Source organism: Aliiroseovarius sp. S1339 (genome assembly GCF_023195695.1).
GTDB lineage: Bacteria > Pseudomonadota > Alphaproteobacteria > Rhodobacterales > Rhodobacteraceae > Aliiroseovarius.
The window spans coordinates 56,438-75,646 of the sequence record NZ_JALPQG010000012.1; the positions used below are offsets into that span (position 1 = coordinate 56,438).

The window sequence follows — 19,209 nt, forward strand, 5'->3', positions numbered from 1 at the left end:
TGGTTCACAGATGCCCGATGCCGCCCAGAAATTCCGTCAGGATACGCGCGAATTCGTCGGGCTTTTCAACGGGCGGCATGTGGCCCGTGCCGCGGATCAAATGGAACCGCGAACCGGGGATCAGAGCGGCCGTTTCGCGCACAAGATCGGCGGGGGCGGAGCCATCTTCGGATCCGGCGATGGCCAGTGTGGGCAGTCGCAGCCGCGCGGTGCTTTCGTAAAGGTCGGTGTCGGCAATGGCCTCCATGCAGCCCACATAGCCCGCGAGCGGCGTGGCAAGCAGCCGAGCACGCGCTGCGTTGACAATTTCAGGGTGATCGCGACGGGTGGCGTGGGAAAACCAGCGCTCCATGTTAGCCTCGACAACGCTTTCGATCCCGTCTTTACGCACCGCCGCAATCCGGTCGGCCCAGATGGCGGGGGTGCCGATCTTGGCCGCAGTGTTTGCGATGACCAGCCCGCGCACAAGGTCCAGCCGTTCGGCCGCCAGCCCCTGCGCGATGATCCCCCCAATGGACAGGCCGACAAAGACGCAATCGCACACATCTAGTCTGTCGAGGCTACGCGCTGCATCGACCACAAGATCACCCATTGGATATGGCCCGTCAGGGCAGGGGCTTTGCCCATGTCCGCGCATGTCCAGACGGATCAGTCGCAGGCCAGAAGGAAGCAGTGGAACAATCGCGTCCCACATGGTCAGGTCTGACCCCAACGCATGGGCGAACACCACAGCGGGGCCGTCCGGCGGGCCGCTTTCGACCACATGCAGGTCGGGGCCAACCGCGTCGGGAATGACGATCATTCATCGCCCCCGCGCATGGTCAGATAGGCCATGATTTGCCCGTGATCGGACGCCAGCTTGTTATACGGCGCTTCAGGGTGCGAGCCATCGGTGATGTGGTCGTTTAACACACTGAAATAGGTCATATCCGCGATGCGCTGATCGTTTTCCGGGTGAAAATGACGGCTGAGATATATCTGGTCGATACTTTCAAATACCCCGCCAAAGGCCGAGGTATAGACCATGTCGCGCAGCGATTTGCGCACGAACAGTTTTTCGGCCGAGTGAAGGCGCATAGCTTCTACCGCACGCGTGATCTGGACATTTTCCTTTTTTGAATAGCGGTCGTGTTCGGATTTGGCGTCATGGCGCAGCATCCAGGAATAGTTCTTGAATGGCACCTCGCCCGAGACAATCTCGGAACTCACCGCATGTTCGCCATCGTTGAAGTCACCCAGAACCGCAACTGGATTGCCCATCCGCAATTCTTCGACGATGAAGCTGCGCAACACCCAAGCCTCGGCCATGCGGCGCATGGCGGCGCGGGCGGCCCCAAGGGCGCGGCCAACGGGGTCATAATTGGTCAGATCCTCTTCGGGGGCGAAATCTGCCCCGGGGGGGCGGATGAACTCGCCCAGTTTCGATTTCAGGTGGCAGTTGAACACGGTCACAACCTGCCCATTGATGGGTATGCGCGCGCGCAGGATAGGGCGCGACAAGCGGGTCAGTGTGTAGTGGCCCGCGTCACCTTCGAGCCCGCGCAGGGGTGTGAAAGGGATCGTTAGTGGTTCGGGCATATCCTGAATGACCTGCGGGGGCTCAACGAAGCCAAACCGTGACAGGATTGCGACGCCGGGGCGACGTTGGCCGGGGCCAGCATCGGCCGCGTTCGGCGCGAAGGCCAGTTTATCCTGATCCCATGGCCGGATAGCCAGCTTTCGAAAAATTGCCTTGCGATGATAGCCCTTGCTTTCATCCGGGATGGTGGCTGCGTTCAAAATGGCAGTGCGTTTGTTTGCTTCACCAATCACATCACGCAGGGCGTCTTCTTCAAAGATCTCCTGAAAGCCGATGATATCGGCGTCCAGCGCCATCATCTGGTCGGCCATCCAGTCGCGTTTCCACGCGTATTCCTCGGGTGTGTAGCGTTGAAATTCGTAATATTCCTGATCTGCGCCGATCAGATTTTTGACGTTGAACGAGGCGATTGTGAAGTCTGTCATAGAGCCCTCCGATCAGGCAAAACGGTTAAGCGCGTTGGCGAATATTGGCGCGTCTACGTTGCCGCCGGACGCGACCGCTATCACCGTGTCGCCATCAATCTTGTCACGGTGAAACAGAGCCAAGGCCAATGCCACGGCCCCACCAGGTTCAACCACGATCTTCAGACAGTTGAACGCGGCGGCCATGGCGCGCAGGCAATCATCTTCACTGACCACCATACCCCGTCCGCACAGTTTTTGCATGATCGGAAAGGTCAGATCACCGGGCGACGGTGTGATGATCGCATCGCAAACCGACCCGGATCGCCGCGTGTTTTGTTCGATGCGCCCTGACGCCAGTGATCGCGCGACGTCGTCAAACCCTTCTGGTTCGACCGGGTGGACGCGCATGCCTGGAGCATCTGCGTCCAGCGCCAGCGCGATCCCCGATGTTAGCCCGCCGCCGCCACAGGGAACCAAAACCGTCGCTGCGCCCACACCCGCCGCGCGGGCTTGCGCGGCAATTTCCAGACCGACGGTTCCTTGTCCGGCGATCACATCGGCATTGTCGAAAGGTTTGATCAGCGTCAGTCCGCGTTCCCCTGCGATTTCTGCGCCGATTTGATCACGGTTGCCGCTTTCACGATCGAACAGCACCACTTCGCCCCCCAGCGCGCGGGTGTTGTCGATTTTTTGGCGCGGGGCGTCCGATGGCATCACGATCACGGATGGCGCGTTGACCTGGCTGGCGGCCAGCGCGATCCCTTGGGCGTGGTTGCCTGAGGAATAGGCGATGATCCCGCGCGCGCGTTGGGCGTCGTCCAGTTTCGAAATCGCATTGCGCGCACCGCGATACTTGAAGCTGCCGGTGTGTTGCAGGCATTCGGGCTTCACATAAATGCGTTTGCCTGCGATCTCGTCCAGAAAAGGAGAGGTCAGCAGCGGCGTGCGTCGCACATGCCCTTCAAGACGGGCGGAGGCGGCGCGGATTTCGCCGATGTTCACCGCATATCCTCCAACCAGTCATGGATCACCTCCAGCGCTTTGGGTTCGTCCAGAAACGGCACATGGCCGCGATCCGTCACGCGACCATAGCGCAGGTCGGGGTTGCGCCGTCGCATTTCGTCGACCGTCTCATCGATCAGAATGTCTGAGTTTTCGCCATGGATCAGCGCCAGCGGCAGATCGTTCAGCGCGTCGAAATAGGGCCAGAGATCCGGTGCGGGTTGAGCGCCCGACTCAATAATTGCATCGCGCAAAGCAGGGTCATAACGTATCTGAAGCCCCGTTTCGGTTTGGGTGAAAAGATGGCGGACTTCTGCCTCCCAGCGCTCCATCGGGACGTTGTGAAAGCCTGACTCCTCCATGATCTGCGCGCGCCCTTCGGCGGCATCCTTGAAAAACCGCGCCGAGGGGCGACGGCCCAAAAAGCCCTTGATGTAATCCAACCCGCGCGGGTCGATCACCGGACCGATATCGTTCAGACAGGCACCCAGCAGACGGTCTTTCGCAGCCGCCGCGATCCCCATTGCAATCAATCCGCCACGCGACGTGCCAAGGATCGCTGCGCGGTCAATCCCCAGATGGTCCAGCAGCATCAATGCGTCATCCGCTTCTTGCGGAACGGTATAGGTCTGATGCGGCCCCCAATCCGATGCGCCACGTCCGCGGTAATCCATACGGATCAAACGGATACGCGATAAATATGGGGCCACGAAGTTGAAGTCATCTGAATTTCGAGTTAGCCCGGACAGTGCCAGAACTGGCAATCCCTCGCCCTCGTCCCGATAGGCAAGTGTCAAGCCATCCCGTGCAGTGAAATTTTGCATGTTCGATCCCGTCCGCAACCTGTTTCGGTCACAGTAAGCACCGGATGGGGAAGGGGCGCAAGCAGAAGGCGTGGGGTCGATAAACGCAAAACACCCGCCCAGATTGACGGGTGTTTACGTTGTCAGTTCAAGGTATCGGGCGGCAGGTCAGAGGTTCTCGGGCTGCGGCATGCCCAGCACATGGAAGCCACAGTCGACCGTGATGATCTCACCCGTCGTGCACGCGCCATAATCCGAGGTCAGATAGACCGCCGTGCCGCCGATGCTTTCCAGCGTCGCATTCTGACGCATGGGCGAATTCGCCTCTGTGTGGCGGAAGGTTTTGCGGGCGCCGCCAATGGCCGCACCAGCCAGTGTTTTCATCGGGCCGGGCGAGATGGCGTTGACGCGAATCCCATCCGGGCCAAGATCATTCGCCAGATAGCGAACAGATGATTCAAGCGCCGCTTTTGCCACACCCATCACGTTATAAAACGGAGTCACGCGGTTTGACCCGCCATAGGTCAGGGTCAGGATCGTGCCGCCCTGGGTCATATGGGGTGCGGCACGGCGCGCGACCTCAATCAGGGAATAGCAGCTGATATCCATCGAGTGTTTGAAGTTCGCCCGGCTGGTGTCGACAAAGCGGCCTGTCAGTTCGTTCTTGTCGGAAAAAGCGACGGCGTGGACCAGAAAGTCGATGCTATCCCATTTCGACCACAGGTCGGCAAAGCCTTTGTCCAGCGCGGCATCGTCGGTCACGTCCATATCAACCAAAAGGTCCGACCCGACAGATGCGGCCAACGGCGCGACACGCTGTCCGAACGCGTCGCCCTGATAGGAAAACGCAAGTTCAGCCCCTTCATTCGCCATCGCCTGCGCAATGCCCCAAGCAATCGAACGATTGTTGGCAACCCCCATGATGAGGCCGCGTTTTCCTTGCATAAGCCCTGCCATGTCAGTTCCTCAAATCTGTTTCAAACATCAGTCGCGGTATTTGCTTAGAAGCATCGACCCATTGGTCCCGCCGAACCCAAAACTGTTGGTCATCACAGTGTCCAAACCGGCATTCTCGACCAGCGATGTCGCGATCTCTTCCGGTTTGATCGCCGGGTCCAGCTCGTCGACATTGATCGAGGGCGTGATGAAGTCGTGCTCCAACATCAACAGGCAATATACAGCCTCTTGCGCGCCAGTGGCGCCTTGGCTGTGGCCAGTCATCGACTTGGTCGAGCTGATCGGCGGCGTTGATCCTTCGCCAAAGACCTGGCGCACCGCTTCAACCTCTCCCACATCGCCAACAGGGGTCGAGGTGCCGTGCGCGTTGATATAGCCAACTTTGCGCCCTTCGGGCAGCATATCCAGCGCCAGACGCATCGCGCGTTCGCCGCCTTCACCTGACGGGGCGACCATGTCGTGGCCGTCCGATGTTGCGGCGTATCCGGTCACTTCGGCATAGATTTTCGCACCGCGCGCCTTGGCATGTCCAAGGTCTTCAAGAACCAAAATCGCGCCACCGCCACCGATGACGAACCCATCGCGGTTGGCATCAAAGGCGCGGGATGCCTTTTCTGGTGTGTCGTTATATTTCGACGACATCGCGCCCATCGCATCAAACAGACAGGACAGTGTCCAGTCCAGCTCTTCGCCGCCGCCCGCGAACATCACATCCTGCTTGCCCATCATGATCTGCTCAGCCGCGTTGCCGATGCAATGCAGCGACGTCGAGCAGGCCGAAGTGATCGAATAGTTGATGCCCTTGATCTTGAACGCCGTCGCAAGGTTCGCGGAAATGGTCGAGCCCATGCATTTCGGCACCGCAAACGGGCCGATCCGCTTCGTCGCGCCGGTTTTCAGCGCCGTCTGATGCGCTGCAAACATCGCGCTGGTCGATGGTCCGCCCGAGCCCGCCACCAGACCGGTGCGGGGGTTCACAACGTCGTCTTCGGCAAGGCCCGCATCGGCAATCGCTTGCGTCATCGCAATATGCGCATAGGCCGCGCCCGGTCCCATGAACCGAAGCGTGCGTTTGTCCACATGCGCGGCGATGTCGATATCCGGCTTGCCTGCGATCTGGCTACGGAACCCGTGTTCCACCATATCCGCATTGGCAGAAATGCCTGATTTGCCGGCTTTAAGCGAGGACAGAACCTCGTCTTTGTTGTTGCCGATGGCCGAGACGATGCCCAGACCGGTAACGACGACACGACGCATATGCGCACTCCTTCGCGTGGTGGCGCCGACTTTCCGGCGCCTGATCTCTTGTCCCGTCAGCTTTCTGACAGGGCGACTTTCATGTCCTTGACCTGATAAATAACCTCTCCATCAGCTTCCACAATCCCGTCTGCAACCCCCATGGTCAAGCGACGGGTCTGGATGGCTTTGGTGAAGTTGATCCGATAGGTCAGCATTTTCCGGTCTGGACGAACCATGCCAGTCAGCTTGACTTCACCCACACCCAACGCATAGCCGCGTCCTTGCCAGCCGCGCCAGCCAAGGTTGAAGCCGGTTAACTGCCACAGTCCATCGAGACCAAGGCAGCCGGGCATGATCGGGTTGCCGGGAAAATGGCAGTCAAAGAACCAGAGGTCTGGTGTGATGTCGAATTCGGCAATGACATGGCCCTTGCCATGTTCGCCACCGTCGCCAGAAATGTCGGTGATGCGGTCCATCATCAACATGGGCGGGGCCGGAAGCTGCGCGTTGCCAAGGCCAAACAACTCGCCCCGCGAACATTTCAGAAGATCTTCCTTGTCAAAACTCGTCGGATAATCCGCCATTCCCGCCGCCCCATATCTTGTGTGTTCCTTCCCTTCTCCCTCTATCACCCGGCCCAAGCCAGACGCAAGGGTGGGCCGAAAGCGGCGCGGCAACGTGGCCACACTGCCAGATCAGAATTAATTGGCGCTTTGACGGTTGAGCGCCTATATTCAACAGGGACTTTTGATCACTGCGGACCAGATAACAGACCAATGGATGATATCGACCACGAAATGGAAGCGACCTGGCTGGCAAGCGCGGACCTGCGCCCGACGCGGCAGCGCCTTGCCTTGGCGCAACTTCTGATTGGCGATGGCCAGCATCGCCACGTGACAGCTGAAAGTCTTTTTGAAGCATCGCGCGACAGTGATGAAAGAGTGTCCCTTGCCACCGTCTACAACACGCTTCGCGTTTTTTCCGAAGCGGGACTTCTGCGCGAAATCACCGTGAACGGTGCGCGCAGTTACTTTGACACCAACGTAACAAACCACCCGCATTTCTTCTGGGAAGACACAGAAGAATTGATGGATGCCCCGAACGAAGATCTGAAAATCGCGCGCCTGCCCACAGCGCCCGAAGGGACCGAGATCGCCAAAGTTGATGTGGTGATCCGCCTGCGTCGCAAATAACACCCAGCGACTACACTAAGCAGTTTCTTTTGGCCCCAATTATCCTGGGGGTGAGGGGCAAAGCCCCTCGAACGCGCGCAAAGAGCGCGCGCCCTACTTTCTCAACGGCGCTTAGCCCACGCTGACGATTTCGAAATCGAAAATCAGGGTCTGACCTGCCAGCGCGTGGTTGGCGTCCAGCGTTACGCTTTCGTCAGACATCTCTGTCACCGTCACCGGAATGGGCTGACCTTGTTGCCCTGTCATCTGCAGCTGCAGACCAACCTCAAGCGGAATTTCCGCCGGAATGTCGCTGCGCGGCACCTCAAGCAGGGCTTCGTCCTGGCGGGGACCATAAGCTTCTTCTGGGGCGATGGTCACTTTCTTCTGCTCGCCCACCGCCATGCCGGGCAGCGCTTTATCTAGGCCGGGAATGATCATGCCCGACCCGACGGTAAATTCCAACGGATCGCGGCCTTCTGAGCTGTCAAAGACAGTCCCGTCTTCAAGCGTGCCAGTGTAATGGATGCGCACAGTTGCGCCGGTGGTGACCTCGGTCATAGATGCCTCGCGATGTAAGGGGGATTAATGGACGAGGCCGCTTGCTGCACGGGTGCTCGTATGATGCTCAGACCCTAAAGATTTGAGATGGGATGTAAAGAGAGGCGGATTATGCCTCCATAAACCGCCGCCTAGAACCACTGCCCCGGTTCCATCAGCCCAAAGTCCAGCAACTGTTGCGACGTCCACTTAAACTGGGTCGAGTTGTGCCACTTGAATGTCGGTATCTCGAAGGTCGAGCCCGAGTTGGTTTTCAAAGCCTTCGCGGTTCGGAAGCTGGCAATCGCGACGGTGATATTATTGTGCCATGGGCAGGCATAGGTGTTGTATTCTTCGTCGTTGAAGGTGCGGTCCGTGCGCAGCTTAAGCCCTTTTTTGGCTTGGAAGATCGATATGCGATCAATCTTGCGGCGTGCGGTTGGGATGTGTTCTTCAAATCGCCAGCGCAGCCCACCAAAGAAATCCAGCTGGCGGTCAAGCGGGTTGCCATCTGCATCAAGGCGTCCAAGCGCGTAATAGCCCGACTTGTCCAAGTACGCATGATCCAGCGCGACCGCGTTCGGGAATTGCCCCAAATCGTCGGCGTAAAGGTCGACAACATAAGTCAGAACACCACCGCGACGTTCTTCGGTGTGGAAAGCCAGCAGTTCGCCAATCGAGCGCGTCTCGCAAAACGGGTGGAACAGGTATTCGGCGTTGTAACAATAATACAGCCAAGTGCCGGGCGCGGCATCGATGATCTTGTTGACCGCGTGTTCCAAAGCCCCTTCACGCGCCAAGCCATAAGGAATGCGGTGGATTTTGGCTTCGACCGCGTCAGGCAGTTCCAGCGCGTCGGGGGCAAACACCAAAAGCTGGGCGAACCCGGCGTTTTGGTGGTGTTGGATGGTGCTTTCAACCTCTACCAGATCCTCGACAAAAATCATCGCCACGGGGCCTTTGGCCAAAGCCTTGCCGCCGGTGGTCAGAAAATCTGTCAGGCCTTGATAGCGCATCACTCACTCTTTCCCGCCACAAGATTCTGCGGCTTTCGCGCCAAAATGCTATGAATTCAAAGCCTTTTGCAAGCGTTGCGGCATGATACGCTTTGCTATAGGACACAGGACCTGATCCAAAACCTCATCCAGTGGGAAATGCGCGTCATGTCCGACCCGAAAAAACTCTTCATTCGCACCTATGGCTGCCAGATGAATGTCTATGACAGTGAACGCATGGCCGAAGCGCTGGGCGCGGATGGATATGTGGAAACCGACACGCCGGCTGACGCGGATATGATCCTGCTGAACACCTGCCATATCCGCGAAAAAGCGGCTGAGAAGGTGTATTCCGAGCTGGGTCGCCTGAAAGCCCTGAAGATAGATAACCCCGACCTGAAAATCGGCGTCGCGGGTTGTGTTGCACAGGCCGAGGGGCAAGAGATCATGCGCCGCCAGCCGCTGGTCGACCTTGTCGTCGGCCCGCAGACCTATCACCGTCTGCCGCAGATGATGGAGCAGGTGGCGAAAGGGGAAAAGGCGCTGGACACGGACTTCCCCGAAGAAGACAAATTCGAACATCTGCCCAGGCGCCCCAATGCCCAGAAAGCCAAACGCAACCCGTCGGCCTTCCTGACGGTGCAGGAGGGCTGCGACAAGTTTTGCGCCTTCTGCGTCGTGCCCTATACCCGCGGGGCCGAGGTCAGCCGCCCGGTCGACCGTATTCTTCGCGAGGCGCGCGAACTGGTCGAACGCGGCGTGCGCGAAATCACGTTGCTGGGCCAAAACGTCAACGCCTATCACGGTGCGGGCGAGGGTGGCGACTGGTCGCTGGCCCGCCTGATCTGGGCGCTCAACGATGTTGACGGGCTGGCGCGTATCCGCTTCACCACGTCCCACCCCAACGACATGACCGATGATTTGATCGAGGCACATGGCACCTGCGATAAGCTGATGCCATACCTGCATCTTCCGGTTCAGTCGGGGTCAGACAAGATCCTGAAACGGATGAACCGCAGCCACACAGCCGAAGATTATCTGCGCGTGATCGAACGCATCCGCACTGCACGGCCCGACATTTTGCTGTCTGGCGACTTCATTGTGGGGTTCCCCGAAGAAACCGATCAGGATTTTGAGGATACGATGACCCTGATCCGCGAGGTGAATTATGGGCAGGCCTATAGCTTCAAATATTCAACCCGTCCGGGCACCCCTGCTGCCGAACGTGCGCTGGTGGATGAAGCCGTCGCGACCGACCGTCTGCATCGCTTGCAGGCGCTGCTGACTGAACAACAGCACGCCGCCCAACACGCAATGGTGGGCAAAGAGGTCGGTGTTCTGTTTGAGAAGAAGGGGCGTCTTGAAGGCCAGATGGTTGGCAAGTCTGACCATCTTCATGCTGTGCATGTCGCCGCCCCGGATGGGCAGGTTGGCGAGTTAAGGCGCGTGCGGATCGTCGAAAGCAGCACCAATTCGCTGGCTGGCGAACTGGTTGGTTGAGGTTCACGCGCCCTACTAACATTATGTCGAAATCGTGAAGTTTTCCTACGGGGGGTTGCGCCCGCCTTCCGCACTTGGCACCATCACCTTATAGGATTTGACCAGGAGAGCCCGTATTGGGATTTGACAACCTGACCGCAGCCCCCGACGCCGACACCGCCGAAGAGACGCTGCTTGAATTTCCCGACAATCGGCTGCTGATTGATTTGTGCGGCGAGTTTGACCGAAATCTGACCCATCTCGAAAGCCATCTGGGCGTGCAGATTGTGCGTCGCGGCAATCAGCTGTCTGTATACGGCGAAACAAGTGCCCGCACTAAGGCGGCCGAGGTGCTGCAAGCGCTCTATAAGCGGTTGGAAAGCGGTAAGGCGATCGAACCCGGCGATATCGACGCCGAGATTCGAATGGGAGGGTCTGACGCTGGAACCGGAACCCGTGATGGTGACCAGATCGAGATGTTCAAAGGTGGCGCGGTCGAAATCAAGACGCGCAAGAAAACCGTTGAGCCACGCACCGAGGCACAGAAAGCCTATGTTCAGAACCTGTTTCAGAACGAGTTGGCTTTTGGCATCGGCCCTGCAGGCACTGGTAAGACGTATCTTGCCGTGGCCGTTGGCGTGAACATGTTTCTGGGTGGCCATGTGGACCGTCTGATCCTCAGCCGCCCGGCGGTCGAGGCGGGCGAGAAATTGGGCTATCTGCCCGGCGACATGAAGGACAAGGTCGACCCCTACATGCAGCCGCTTTATGACGCGTTGAATGACTTTCTGCCCGCAAAGCAGGTCACCAAGCTGATCGAAGAAAAGCGGATCGAGATTGCGCCACTAGCCTTCATGCGCGGGCGCACCTTGTCAAACGCCTATGTCGTGCTGGACGAAGCGCAGAACGCAACGACCATGCAGATGAAGATGTTTTTGACCCGGCTGGGCGAAGGCTCGCGTATGGTGATCACCGGCGACCGCACGCAGATCGACCTGCCGCGTGGGGTGGACAGCGGTTTGCGTGACGCCGAGGGGCTTTTGAAAGGCATCGACAAGATCGCGTTCAACTATTTCACGTCGAAAGACGTTGTTCGCCACCCGTTGGTTGCCAAAATCATCGAGGCTTATGACGACGCGGCGCAGGTGGCGATGGTCAAGAAAGCTCAGCGCGAGCAGCGCGACCGTTGATATGATCGTTGATGTGGTAGTCGAAGATGACCGCTGGGATGCAGCGGGGCTTGAGGTGTTGGCCGAGCGCGCCGCGAACGCAACCTTTGCGCATCTAAGCCTGACGCCACCTTTTGGGGACGCGTTCGAGGTGAGCCTGCTTGCCTGCGACGATACGCGCATCGCTGTTTTGAACGCTGACTTTCGCGATAAGCCCGCGCCTACGAATGTGCTGTCTTGGCCATCTGAGGAACGGGCGTCAGATCAAGCTGGCGGCCCTCCGCAGCCGCCCACCGACCCGGAACTGGGCGATATTGCCATCGCGTTCGAGACCTGTGCGCGTGAAGCCGCCGAGCAGGGTAAGGATTTCCCCACCCATGTGAGCCATTTATTGGTTCACGGGATATTGCATCTGTTGGGTTATGATCACATAGACGACAAAGATGCGGCCCTAATGGAGGGTCTAGAGGTTGAAATCCTTGGCAAGATGGGCATTTGCAACCCATATAAAGGATAACCTGCGCGATTTTGCGCGATTGTGGAAAAGGAAAGATGGGCGACACCGAAGACGGTTCTTCTGAAGCAGCGCAAAGCGCGCCGATAGAAACCGAAAGTAGCAGGACCGGCTTTTTCGGTCGTATCGTGGGGGTTTTAAGCCCCTCGGACACGACCAGTGAGCCGTCTCAAGATGCACCCACCGTGACGAACGGCGTGCCCCCATTTGTAACGCCAGGCATGATGAATCTGCGACGTATGCGCGTTGAAGACGTCATGATTCCCAAGGCCGAAATCACCTCGGCCCCAATGGACATCGGAAAAGATGATCTGGTCGCGCTGTTTCGTGAAAGCGGGCTGACGCGTTTGCCGATCTTTGACGGCACGCTTGATACACCTATTGGGCTTGTGCACTTGAAAGACCTTGCCTTGAACTATGGGTTCAATGGCAGCGCTGGCGTCAAAACGCAGACCTTCGCGCTGGACAAGCTGGTGCGCCCACTTCTGTATGCGCCACCATCCATGCCAATCGGTGTTCTTCTGCAAAAAATGCAAACCGAGCGGATACACATGGCACTGGTCATTGACGAATATGGCGGGGTCGATGGGCTGGTGACCATTGAAGACCTGATCGAACAGGTGATTGGTGAAATCGAAGACGAACACGACCTTGAAGAAGGCGCTTTGTGGATCGAGGAAAAGCCGGGATGTTACGTTGTCGAGGCCAAAGCCCCGCTGGACGAATTCGAGGCCGAGATCGGGATAGGGCTATGTGGCGACGAGATTGACGATGAAGAAGTCGACACCCTTGGCGGTCTGGTTTTTGTGCTGTCGGGCCATGTGCCGGCACGCGGCGAAGTGATCTCGCACCCCGCCGGGCCCGAGATCGAAGTGGTCGACGCCGACCCGCGCCGGATCAAACGCCTTCGGGTTCGGATTCCTTCGCAACCTGATGACTAAGTTCAGCCGCGCGGCAGGTCTTGGACCCGTCCTTGCCTCTGCCGTCTTGGGCGCGGTGGCCGCGCTGGGCCAAGCGCCGTTCGACTGGCCGATCTTCACGCTGATCGGTTTCGCGCTCGCATTCCATATCATTTTGCAAGCCGACCAAACCCGTCAGGCCGGATTGCGCGCTTGGGGGTTGGGCGTCGGCTATTTCGGCTTGACCCTGTCGTGGCTTGTGGAACCCTTTCTGGTCGATGCCGCGCGCCATGGCTGGATGGCCCCTTTCGCGCTGTTTTTCATGGCTGCTGGTCTTGCGCTTTTGTGGGGGTGTGCGGCTGGCGTGGCGCACCGCTTCGCGCGCCCTTCGCAGCGCTGGCTGGCCCTCGCGCTTGCACTGACTGCCAGCGAAATGCTCCGAGGGCGGCTGTTCACCGGTTTTCCATGGGGCAGTCCGGGGCATGTGTGGATCGAAACACCCTTCGCACAGCTTGCGACTTACATCGGCGCGAGTGGTTTGGGCGCGCTGACCTTCTTTCTGTCAGCTTTAATAGTGCATATAGCGTCTCAACCCCGCGGGTCGCGTAAGCAAGTGGCTCATTTCGCGCTTTTTGCCGTGATCGTGGGCGTTGCACTGCTCGTCAGCATTCATCGGGGCAATCAACCTTTGCCAGCTGATCGCGATGTCATCCTGCGACTGGTGCAACCCAACGCCCCGCAACACCTGAAATGGGATCGCCGATACGCGTTTGATTTCGTCCGCCGCCAGATTGAGTTCACCGCCGCCGATCCTGCACCCGGACAACCCAGACCCGATCTGGTGATCTGGCCCGAAACCGCCGTGCCAACCTTGCTGGAATGGGCCGAAGAGGTGCGCGACGCCATTGCGGACGCCGCGCAGGGCACACCAGTGCTGTTCGGCGTGCAGCGCGGGGACGGGATGCAATACTACAACAGCCTCGCTCTGATTGATGCCGTTGGGCAGGTGGAGGCGACCTATGACAAGCACCATTTGGTGCCGTTTGGGGAATACATACCGCTGGGCAATTGGTTGGAACGCTTCGGCATCAGTGCCTTCGCTTCGCAGGCCGGGAACGGGTATTCCGCCGGGCAGGGGCCGCAGGTGATGGACATGGGCGTTGCTGGCTTGGCGCTGCCCCTGATCTGTTACGAGGCCGTCTTTCCGCGCGACATTCGCGGGGCCGAGACGCGCGCTGACTGGCTTTTGCACGCTACAAATGATGCGTGGTTTGGCGAATATTCCATGCCCTATCAGCACCTTGCCCAAGCACGCTTTCGGGCGATTGAATTCGGCCTTCCGGTCATCCGCGTCGCGAACACTGGCATTTCGGCGGTGATCGATGCGCGCGGCGATCTGCGCGAATCGATCTTGCTCGGCGAGGCTGGCTATTTAGATGCCCCATTGCCGGGGGCCGACTATCCCACGCCATATTCCCGCCATGGAGACCTGCCATTGGCAGTGCTGATCGCTGTTGCATTGTGCATGCTGATGATCCGGCGCGTCGCTAAAGCGCGTTGACCGCAATCGGTTTGCCGTGTAACGCCAAGAAATATTCCGCCACAACGGCTTCCTGACGTGGTGTGGACTTAAACATCGGAGCGCTTTCATGACTCGCAAAAACCACGTTTTCACTTCGGAATCCGTATCCGAAGGGCACCCAGACAAGGTCTGCGACCGCATCTCGGATGCTGTTCTTGACGCTTTTCTGGCAGAAGACCCCCACGCCCGCGTCGCCTGCGAAACCTTTGCCACCACCGACCGGGTGGTGATCGGCGGCGAGGTGCGCGGCCCGGCAAGCGTCATTCAGCGCGTTGAAGACATCGCACGCGAATGTGTGAAAGACATCGGGTATGAACAGGAAGGCTTTCACTGGGCCAACCTGAAGGTCAACAGCTATCTGCACGCCCAATCCGCCGACATCGCCCAAGGTGTGGATGCGGCTGACAACAAAGACGAAGGTGCAGGCGACCAAGGCATCATGTTTGGCTATGCCACTGTCGAAACCGACGCGTTGATGCCAGCCCCCTTGCAATACAGCCACGCCATTTTGCGTCGCTTGGCCGAGGTGCGCAAAGATGGCACCGAGGGTTGGATGGGCCCTGACGCGAAATCGCAGCTATCCGTGCGTTATGAAAACGACCTGCCGGTGGAAGTGACATCGCTTGTGCTGTCGACCCAGCATCTGGACGCATCCATGACGCCTGACGATGTGCGCGAGCGTGTGGCCCCCTATATCCAGGATGTTCTGCCCGACGGCTGGCTGACGGACGACACCGTCTGGCACGTGAACCCGACCGGTAAATTTGTGATCGGCGGCCCGGACGGGGATGCCGGTTTGACCGGTCGTAAGATCATTGTGGACACCTATGGTGGCGCTGCACCGCATGGCGGCGGTGCGTTCTCGGGCAAAGACCCGACCAAGGTTGACCGCTCTGCCGCATATGCCGCGCGTTATCTTGCGAAAAACATCGTGGCCGCAGGGATGGCGAAGCGTTGCACGCTGCAGCTGTCCTATGCCATCGGGGTGGCGCATCCGCTGTCAATTCTGGTCGACACCCACCGCACCGGTGAAGTCGATGAAGCAGAAATTGAGAAGGCAATCGGGCAGGTCATGGACCTGACGCCGCGCGGCATCCGCGAACACCTTAGCCTGAACAAGCCGATCTTTGAACGCACCGCAGCCTATGGCCATTTTGGCCGCGCACCGGATGCAGATGGCGGCTTTAGCTGGGAAAATACCGATCTGGTCGACGCGCTGAAAAAGGCAGTTTGACGACGGCTCATCCCGAACAACCAACGCCAAAGGGCGGCCCGTCACTTGACGTGGCCGCCCTTTGCACGGCATAGGCGCGGCCATGACACAAGATGATGCTTCCAAAACCCATCACCGCTCGGGTGCGCCGTGGCGCAATTTCTATGGCCGCCTGAAAGGCAAGCACCTGCGCGACAGCCAGCAAGGGTATCTTGAGGAAGACCTCGCCGCCCTTAGCCCCGGCGCGGTAGATTGGGAGGCGAACCCGGATTGCACACCGCTGGACCTTGAAGCCCTGTTCGGCGGCAAAACCGTTTGGCTGGAAACCGGCTTTGGTGGTGGCGAACATATGGTGCATCAGGCCGCGATGAACCCGGATGTCGGCATTATCGGATGCGAGCCGTATATCAACGGCGTCGCCATGCTGCTGGGGAAGATCCGCACGGCAGGGTGCGAGAATGTCGCGGTCCACCCGGGCGATGTGCGCGATCTGTTTGACGTGCTGCCGGATCAATCCATCGACAAAGCCTTTCTGCTTTATCCCGACCCGTGGCCCAAGAAAAAGCACCACCGTCGGCGCTTCGTGACGCCGGAATACCTTGAACCCTTCCACCGCGTGCTGAAACCGGGGGCCGAGTTCCGCGTGGCCACCGATATTCCCGACTATGTCCGGCAAACGCTGGAAGAGGTGCCGCGCGCCGGGTTCGAATGGCTGGGAGAACGCCCTTCGGATTGGCGCGCGCCGTGGAGCGACTGGATTTCGACCCGATACGAGCAAAAGGCGCTGCGCGAGGGGCGGACACCGCACTATCTGACATTCCGCAGGCTCTGACGCGGCGGGGTCTGGTTTCGCGCCAATGTCTGCGCTATCAGCATTCGCAGATTACAGGAGTAGACACATGTCCGGACACGGTCCCGCCATCCCCATGACCTCGCGCAAATCCGGCCCGCTGAAAGGCGAGGCCCGTGTGCCCGGCGATAAGTCGATCAGCCACCGGTCCTTGATCTTCGGGGCAATGTGCATCGGCGAAACCCACATTACGGGCCTGCTGGAAGGTGACGATGTGCTGGGCACCGCAGACGCCATGCGCGCTTTCGGGGCCGATGTAGAGCGGCTGGGCGACGGCGAATGGTGTGTGAACGGTGTGGGCGTTGGCGGATTTGCTGAACCCGAGGACGTGATTGACTGCGGCAACGCAGGCACGGGCGTGCGCTTGATCATGGGGGCGATGGCGACCCAGCCGATCACGGCGACTTTCACGGGTGATGCCTCTTTGCGATCGCGGCCGATGGGGCGTGTGACGGACCCCCTGGCGCTGTTTGGTGCGCAAAGTTTTGGACGCGACGGTGGCCGGTTGCCGATGACCATTGTAGGCGCGCGCGACCCGGTTGCTGTGCGATATGTTACGCCGATGGCGTCCGCGCAGGTGAAGTCGGCCGTGCTGCTGGCTGGCCTGAACGTGCCCGGCAAAACCGTGGTGATCGAAAAGGAAGCCACCCGCGACCACACCGAACGGATGCTTGCGGGCTTCGGCGCGGACATCACGGTTGAGGAGACTGAGGAAGGCCACAAGATTACGCTTACAGGCCAACCCGAACTGCGCCCGCAAACCATCACGGTTCCGCGCGATCCAAGTTCGGCGGCGTTTCCAGTTTGCGCGGCACTGATCGTGCCCGGATCGGACGTGCTGGTGCCCAATATCGGCCTGAACCCCACCCGTGCGGGTCTGTTTTATACGTTGCAGGACATGGGTGCGGACCTGACGTTTGAAAACGAACGGCTTGAGGGCGGCGAACCCGTCGCTGACCTGCGCGCGCGCTTCTCGCCCGACATGCAAGGGATCGTGGTTCCGCCAGAGCGGGCGGCCAGCATGATTGACGAATACCCCATCCTGTCGGTTGTCGCATCCTTCGCAACTGGCAAAACCGAAATGCCCGGCGTGCATGAATTGCGCGTGAAGGAAAGCGACCGGATCGACGCCATGGCCAAGGGGCTGCGCGCCGCTGGTGTGACCGTCGATGAAGGCGAGGATTGGTGGTCGGTCGAAGGCCTCGGCCCCGAGGGCGTTCCCGGCGGCGCGACTGTTGCCACCGTGCTGGACCACCGCATCGCGATGAGCTTTGCCTGCCTTGGGTTTGCGTCGAAAAAGCCCATCCATCTGGACGATGGCAGCCCCATCGCCACCAGCTTCCCGGTGTTCGAACCCCTGATGGCGGGGCTGGGCGCACAAATGGTAAGGGCAAACACATGACCCGCTTCACAGTTGCCATTGATGGCCCTGCAGCCGCCGGGAAGGGCACGATTTCAAAGGCTGTGGCCGCGCATTTTGGCTTCGCCCATTTGGACACGGGCCTTTTGTATCGCGCGGTTGGGGCAAAGGTTCTGGCTGGTGGCGATCCGGTTGCTGCCGCCAAGTCGCTGAGCCCCGACGATTTGCAGGGCAACTTGCGCACCCAAGAGGTCGCACAGGCGGCAAGCCGCGTTGCCGTATTGCCCGACGTGCGCGCAGCCCTTTTCGAATTTCAGCGCGATTTCGCCGCGCGCGATGGCGGCGCGGTGCTGGACGGGCGCGATATTGGCACTGTTATCTGCCCGGACGCGGACGTAAAACTGTTCGTCACCGCCAGCGCTGAAGTGCGTGCAGAGCGTCGGTATCTTGAACTGTCCGAAAAAGACGCCAAGACCACCCGCGCCGACGTTCTTGCGGATGTGGTCGCCCGCGACAAACGCGACACCGAACGCGCCGAGGCTCCGTTGAAACCCGCACACGACGCTGTAATTATCGACACGTCCGAGATGTCGATCGCGCAAGCCGTGGCCAAAGCAGTGGCCGTGATCAACACCTGCCGTTAAGTCAATCGGTCCATTTTCCTCGCTTGAGGTTGATCCGCGACGACGCGCGCATACGTCAGGGTCGAACCGGGGTGTGCCCCAAATGGAACTAGGCAGGAACGATATGCTTGATAAACTGAACTGGCGCTATGCCACGAAGAAAATGGACCCGTCGAAAGTGGTCCCGGACGAAAAGCTCGACCAAATTCTGGAGGCTATCCGATTGGCGCCGACCTCTAGCGGCACACAGCCCTTTGAAGTGTTTGTCGTCACCAATCCAGAAAAGTGCGCTGAAATCCAGAAAGTTGCCTGGGATCAGACCCAGATCACCGACGGCTCGCACCTTTTGGTGTTTGCCGCGTGGGACAACTATACCGCTGATCGCATTGACGCCGTGCTTGACCAGATGGAAGACGAGCGTGGCGGAGAAAACCCGCTTTTGTCGCGGTATTACGACAAGCTGAAAGCCAGCTATCTGCCGCGCGACGACCGCGACAATTACGAACACGCAGCCCGTCAGGCCTATATCGCGCTTGGGTTCGCTTTGGTGGCCGCGGCTGAGTTAGAGGTCGATTGCACCCCAATGGAGGGGTTTGACCCCGATAAGGTCGACAAGATCCTAGACCTTAAGTCACGCGGCTTGCGGTCGGTCGTCTTGTTGCCGCTTGGATATCGCGACGAAAGCGGCGACTGGCTGCTACCCCTGAAAAAGGTACGTAAACCGGAAGATAAGCTGATGACGCGGATCGACTAAGCAGCAATCGGAGGAAGGGGCGATCAATTCCGCGCATCGCCCTTGCTTTGTTGACAGAATCCGCGTAAATCC

The 19,209-nt window shown here is 59.2% G+C and carries 20 protein-coding genes and 1 riboswitch; of the genes, 11 read left to right on the forward strand and 9 right to left on the reverse strand.

Annotation, left to right across the window (positions count from 1 at the left end; all coding sequences use genetic code 11):
- Nucleotides 1-4: 4 nt before the first annotated feature.
- The 7 genes from pcaD to fabA all read right to left on the reverse strand — a co-directional run bounded on the left by pcaD (nt 5) and on the right by fabA (nt 6,571).
- Nucleotides 5-802 carry a 3-oxoadipate enol-lactonase gene (pcaD, locus tag MUY35_RS16040; protein ID WP_248370194.1) on the reverse strand — a complete coding sequence of 266 codons (798 nt, stop codon included), beginning with the start codon at nt 800-802 and terminating at the stop codon, nt 5-7.
- Nucleotides 799-2,004, reverse strand: coding sequence for an endonuclease/exonuclease/phosphatase family protein (locus tag MUY35_RS16045; RefSeq protein ID WP_248370195.1), 1,206 nt, complete (start codon nt 2,002-2,004; stop codon nt 799-801). The genes pcaD and MUY35_RS16045 overlap by 4 nt, the downstream gene beginning before the upstream one ends.
- A 12-nt stretch (nt 2,005-2,016) precedes the next feature.
- Nucleotides 2,017-2,988, reverse strand: a complete 972-nt coding sequence (locus MUY35_RS16050; RefSeq protein WP_248370196.1) for a threonine/serine dehydratase — start codon at nt 2,986-2,988, stop codon at nt 2,017-2,019.
- On the reverse strand, nt 2,985-3,812 hold the full coding sequence (locus MUY35_RS16055; protein WP_248370197.1) for an alpha/beta hydrolase: 828 nt from the start codon (nt 3,810-3,812) through the stop codon (nt 2,985-2,987). The genes MUY35_RS16050 and MUY35_RS16055 overlap by 4 nt, the downstream gene beginning before the upstream one ends.
- 147 nt (nt 3,813-3,959) lie before the next feature.
- Nucleotides 3,960-4,748: an enoyl-ACP reductase gene (locus MUY35_RS16060; RefSeq protein WP_248370198.1), complete on the reverse strand. Its 789-nt coding sequence runs from the start codon at nt 4,746-4,748 to the stop codon at nt 3,960-3,962.
- A 27-nt stretch (nt 4,749-4,775) separates the two neighbouring features.
- Nucleotides 4,776-6,005, reverse strand: coding sequence for a beta-ketoacyl-ACP synthase I (gene fabB, locus MUY35_RS16065; RefSeq protein WP_248370199.1), 1,230 nt, complete (start codon nt 6,003-6,005; stop codon nt 4,776-4,778).
- Nucleotides 6,006-6,061: 56 nt separating this feature from the next.
- The gene (fabA, locus tag MUY35_RS16070; RefSeq protein ID WP_248370200.1) at nt 6,062-6,571 is read right to left on the reverse strand and encodes a bifunctional 3-hydroxydecanoyl-ACP dehydratase/trans-2-decenoyl-ACP isomerase; all 510 of its coding nucleotides are present in this window, start codon (nt 6,569-6,571) and stop codon (nt 6,062-6,064) included.
- A 192-nt stretch (nt 6,572-6,763) separates the two neighbouring features.
- Between fabA and irrA the strand changes: the two genes are divergently transcribed.
- Entirely contained in the window at nt 6,764-7,180 is a 417-nt protein-coding gene (irrA, locus tag MUY35_RS16075) for an iron response transcriptional regulator IrrA (protein WP_248370201.1), read from the forward strand.
- 111 nt (nt 7,181-7,291) lie between these two features.
- Here irrA and MUY35_RS16080 read toward each other — a convergent pair whose 3' ends face one another.
- Together MUY35_RS16080 and MUY35_RS16085 are read right to left on the reverse strand one after the other, a co-directional pair.
- Nucleotides 7,292-7,720, reverse strand: coding sequence for a peptidylprolyl isomerase (locus MUY35_RS16080; protein WP_248370202.1), 429 nt, complete (start codon nt 7,718-7,720; stop codon nt 7,292-7,294).
- Nucleotides 7,721-7,851: 131 nt separating this feature from the next.
- The gene (locus MUY35_RS16085) at nt 7,852-8,715 is read right to left on the reverse strand and encodes a glycosyltransferase family 2 protein (RefSeq protein ID WP_248370203.1); all 864 of its coding nucleotides are present in this window, start codon (nt 8,713-8,715) and stop codon (nt 7,852-7,854) included.
- Nucleotides 8,716-8,862: 147 nt separating this feature from the next.
- Here MUY35_RS16085 and miaB point away from each other — a divergent pair, with 147 nt between their 5' ends.
- The 10 genes from miaB to MUY35_RS16135 all read left to right on the forward strand — a co-directional run bounded on the left by miaB (nt 8,863) and on the right by MUY35_RS16135 (nt 19,137).
- Nucleotides 8,863-10,194, forward strand: a complete 1,332-nt coding sequence (gene miaB, locus MUY35_RS16090) for a tRNA (N6-isopentenyl adenosine(37)-C2)-methylthiotransferase MiaB (RefSeq protein ID WP_248370204.1) — start codon at nt 8,863-8,865, stop codon at nt 10,192-10,194.
- Between the two features lie 116 nt (nt 10,195-10,310).
- On the forward strand, nt 10,311-11,363 hold the full coding sequence (locus MUY35_RS16095; RefSeq protein WP_248370205.1) for a PhoH family protein: 1,053 nt from the start codon (nt 10,311-10,313) through the stop codon (nt 11,361-11,363).
- 1 nt (nt 11,364) lies between these two features.
- Nucleotides 11,365-11,859, forward strand: a complete 495-nt coding sequence (gene ybeY, locus MUY35_RS16100) for an rRNA maturation RNase YbeY (protein ID WP_248370206.1) — start codon at nt 11,365-11,367, stop codon at nt 11,857-11,859.
- 35 nt (nt 11,860-11,894) lie between these two features.
- Complete coding sequence (locus MUY35_RS16105) at nt 11,895-12,797, forward strand: hemolysin family protein (RefSeq protein ID WP_248370207.1); 903 nt, start codon at nt 11,895-11,897, stop codon at nt 12,795-12,797.
- Nucleotides 12,790-14,316 carry an apolipoprotein N-acyltransferase gene (gene lnt, locus MUY35_RS16110; protein WP_248370208.1) on the forward strand — a complete coding sequence of 509 codons (1,527 nt, stop codon included), beginning with the start codon at nt 12,790-12,792 and terminating at the stop codon, nt 14,314-14,316. The genes MUY35_RS16105 and lnt overlap by 8 nt, the downstream gene beginning before the upstream one ends.
- Before the next feature lie 33 nt (nt 14,317-14,349).
- Nucleotides 14,350-14,399: riboswitch (SAM-SAH riboswitch) on the forward strand.
- A gap of 5 nt (nt 14,400-14,404) precedes the next feature.
- A complete protein-coding gene (metK, locus tag MUY35_RS16115) occupies nt 14,405-15,571 on the forward strand; it encodes a methionine adenosyltransferase (RefSeq protein ID WP_248370209.1) in 1,167 nt (388 codons plus the stop codon).
- 82 nt (nt 15,572-15,653) lie between these two features.
- Nucleotides 15,654-16,382 carry a tRNA (guanine(46)-N(7))-methyltransferase TrmB gene (locus MUY35_RS16120; RefSeq protein WP_248370210.1) on the forward strand — a complete coding sequence of 243 codons (729 nt, stop codon included), beginning with the start codon at nt 15,654-15,656 and terminating at the stop codon, nt 16,380-16,382.
- A gap of 67 nt (nt 16,383-16,449) precedes the next feature.
- Nucleotides 16,450-17,802, forward strand: coding sequence for a 3-phosphoshikimate 1-carboxyvinyltransferase (gene aroA, locus MUY35_RS16125; RefSeq protein WP_248370211.1), 1,353 nt, complete (start codon nt 16,450-16,452; stop codon nt 17,800-17,802).
- Nucleotides 17,799-18,404, forward strand: coding sequence for a d(CMP) kinase (locus MUY35_RS16130; protein ID WP_248370212.1), 606 nt, complete (start codon nt 17,799-17,801; stop codon nt 18,402-18,404). Before aroA ends, MUY35_RS16130 begins: the two co-directional genes overlap by 4 nt.
- Before the next feature lie 103 nt (nt 18,405-18,507).
- On the forward strand, nt 18,508-19,137 hold the full coding sequence (locus MUY35_RS16135; RefSeq protein ID WP_248370213.1) for an NAD(P)H-dependent oxidoreductase: 630 nt from the start codon (nt 18,508-18,510) through the stop codon (nt 19,135-19,137).
- Nucleotides 19,138-19,209 lie beyond the last annotated feature (72 nt).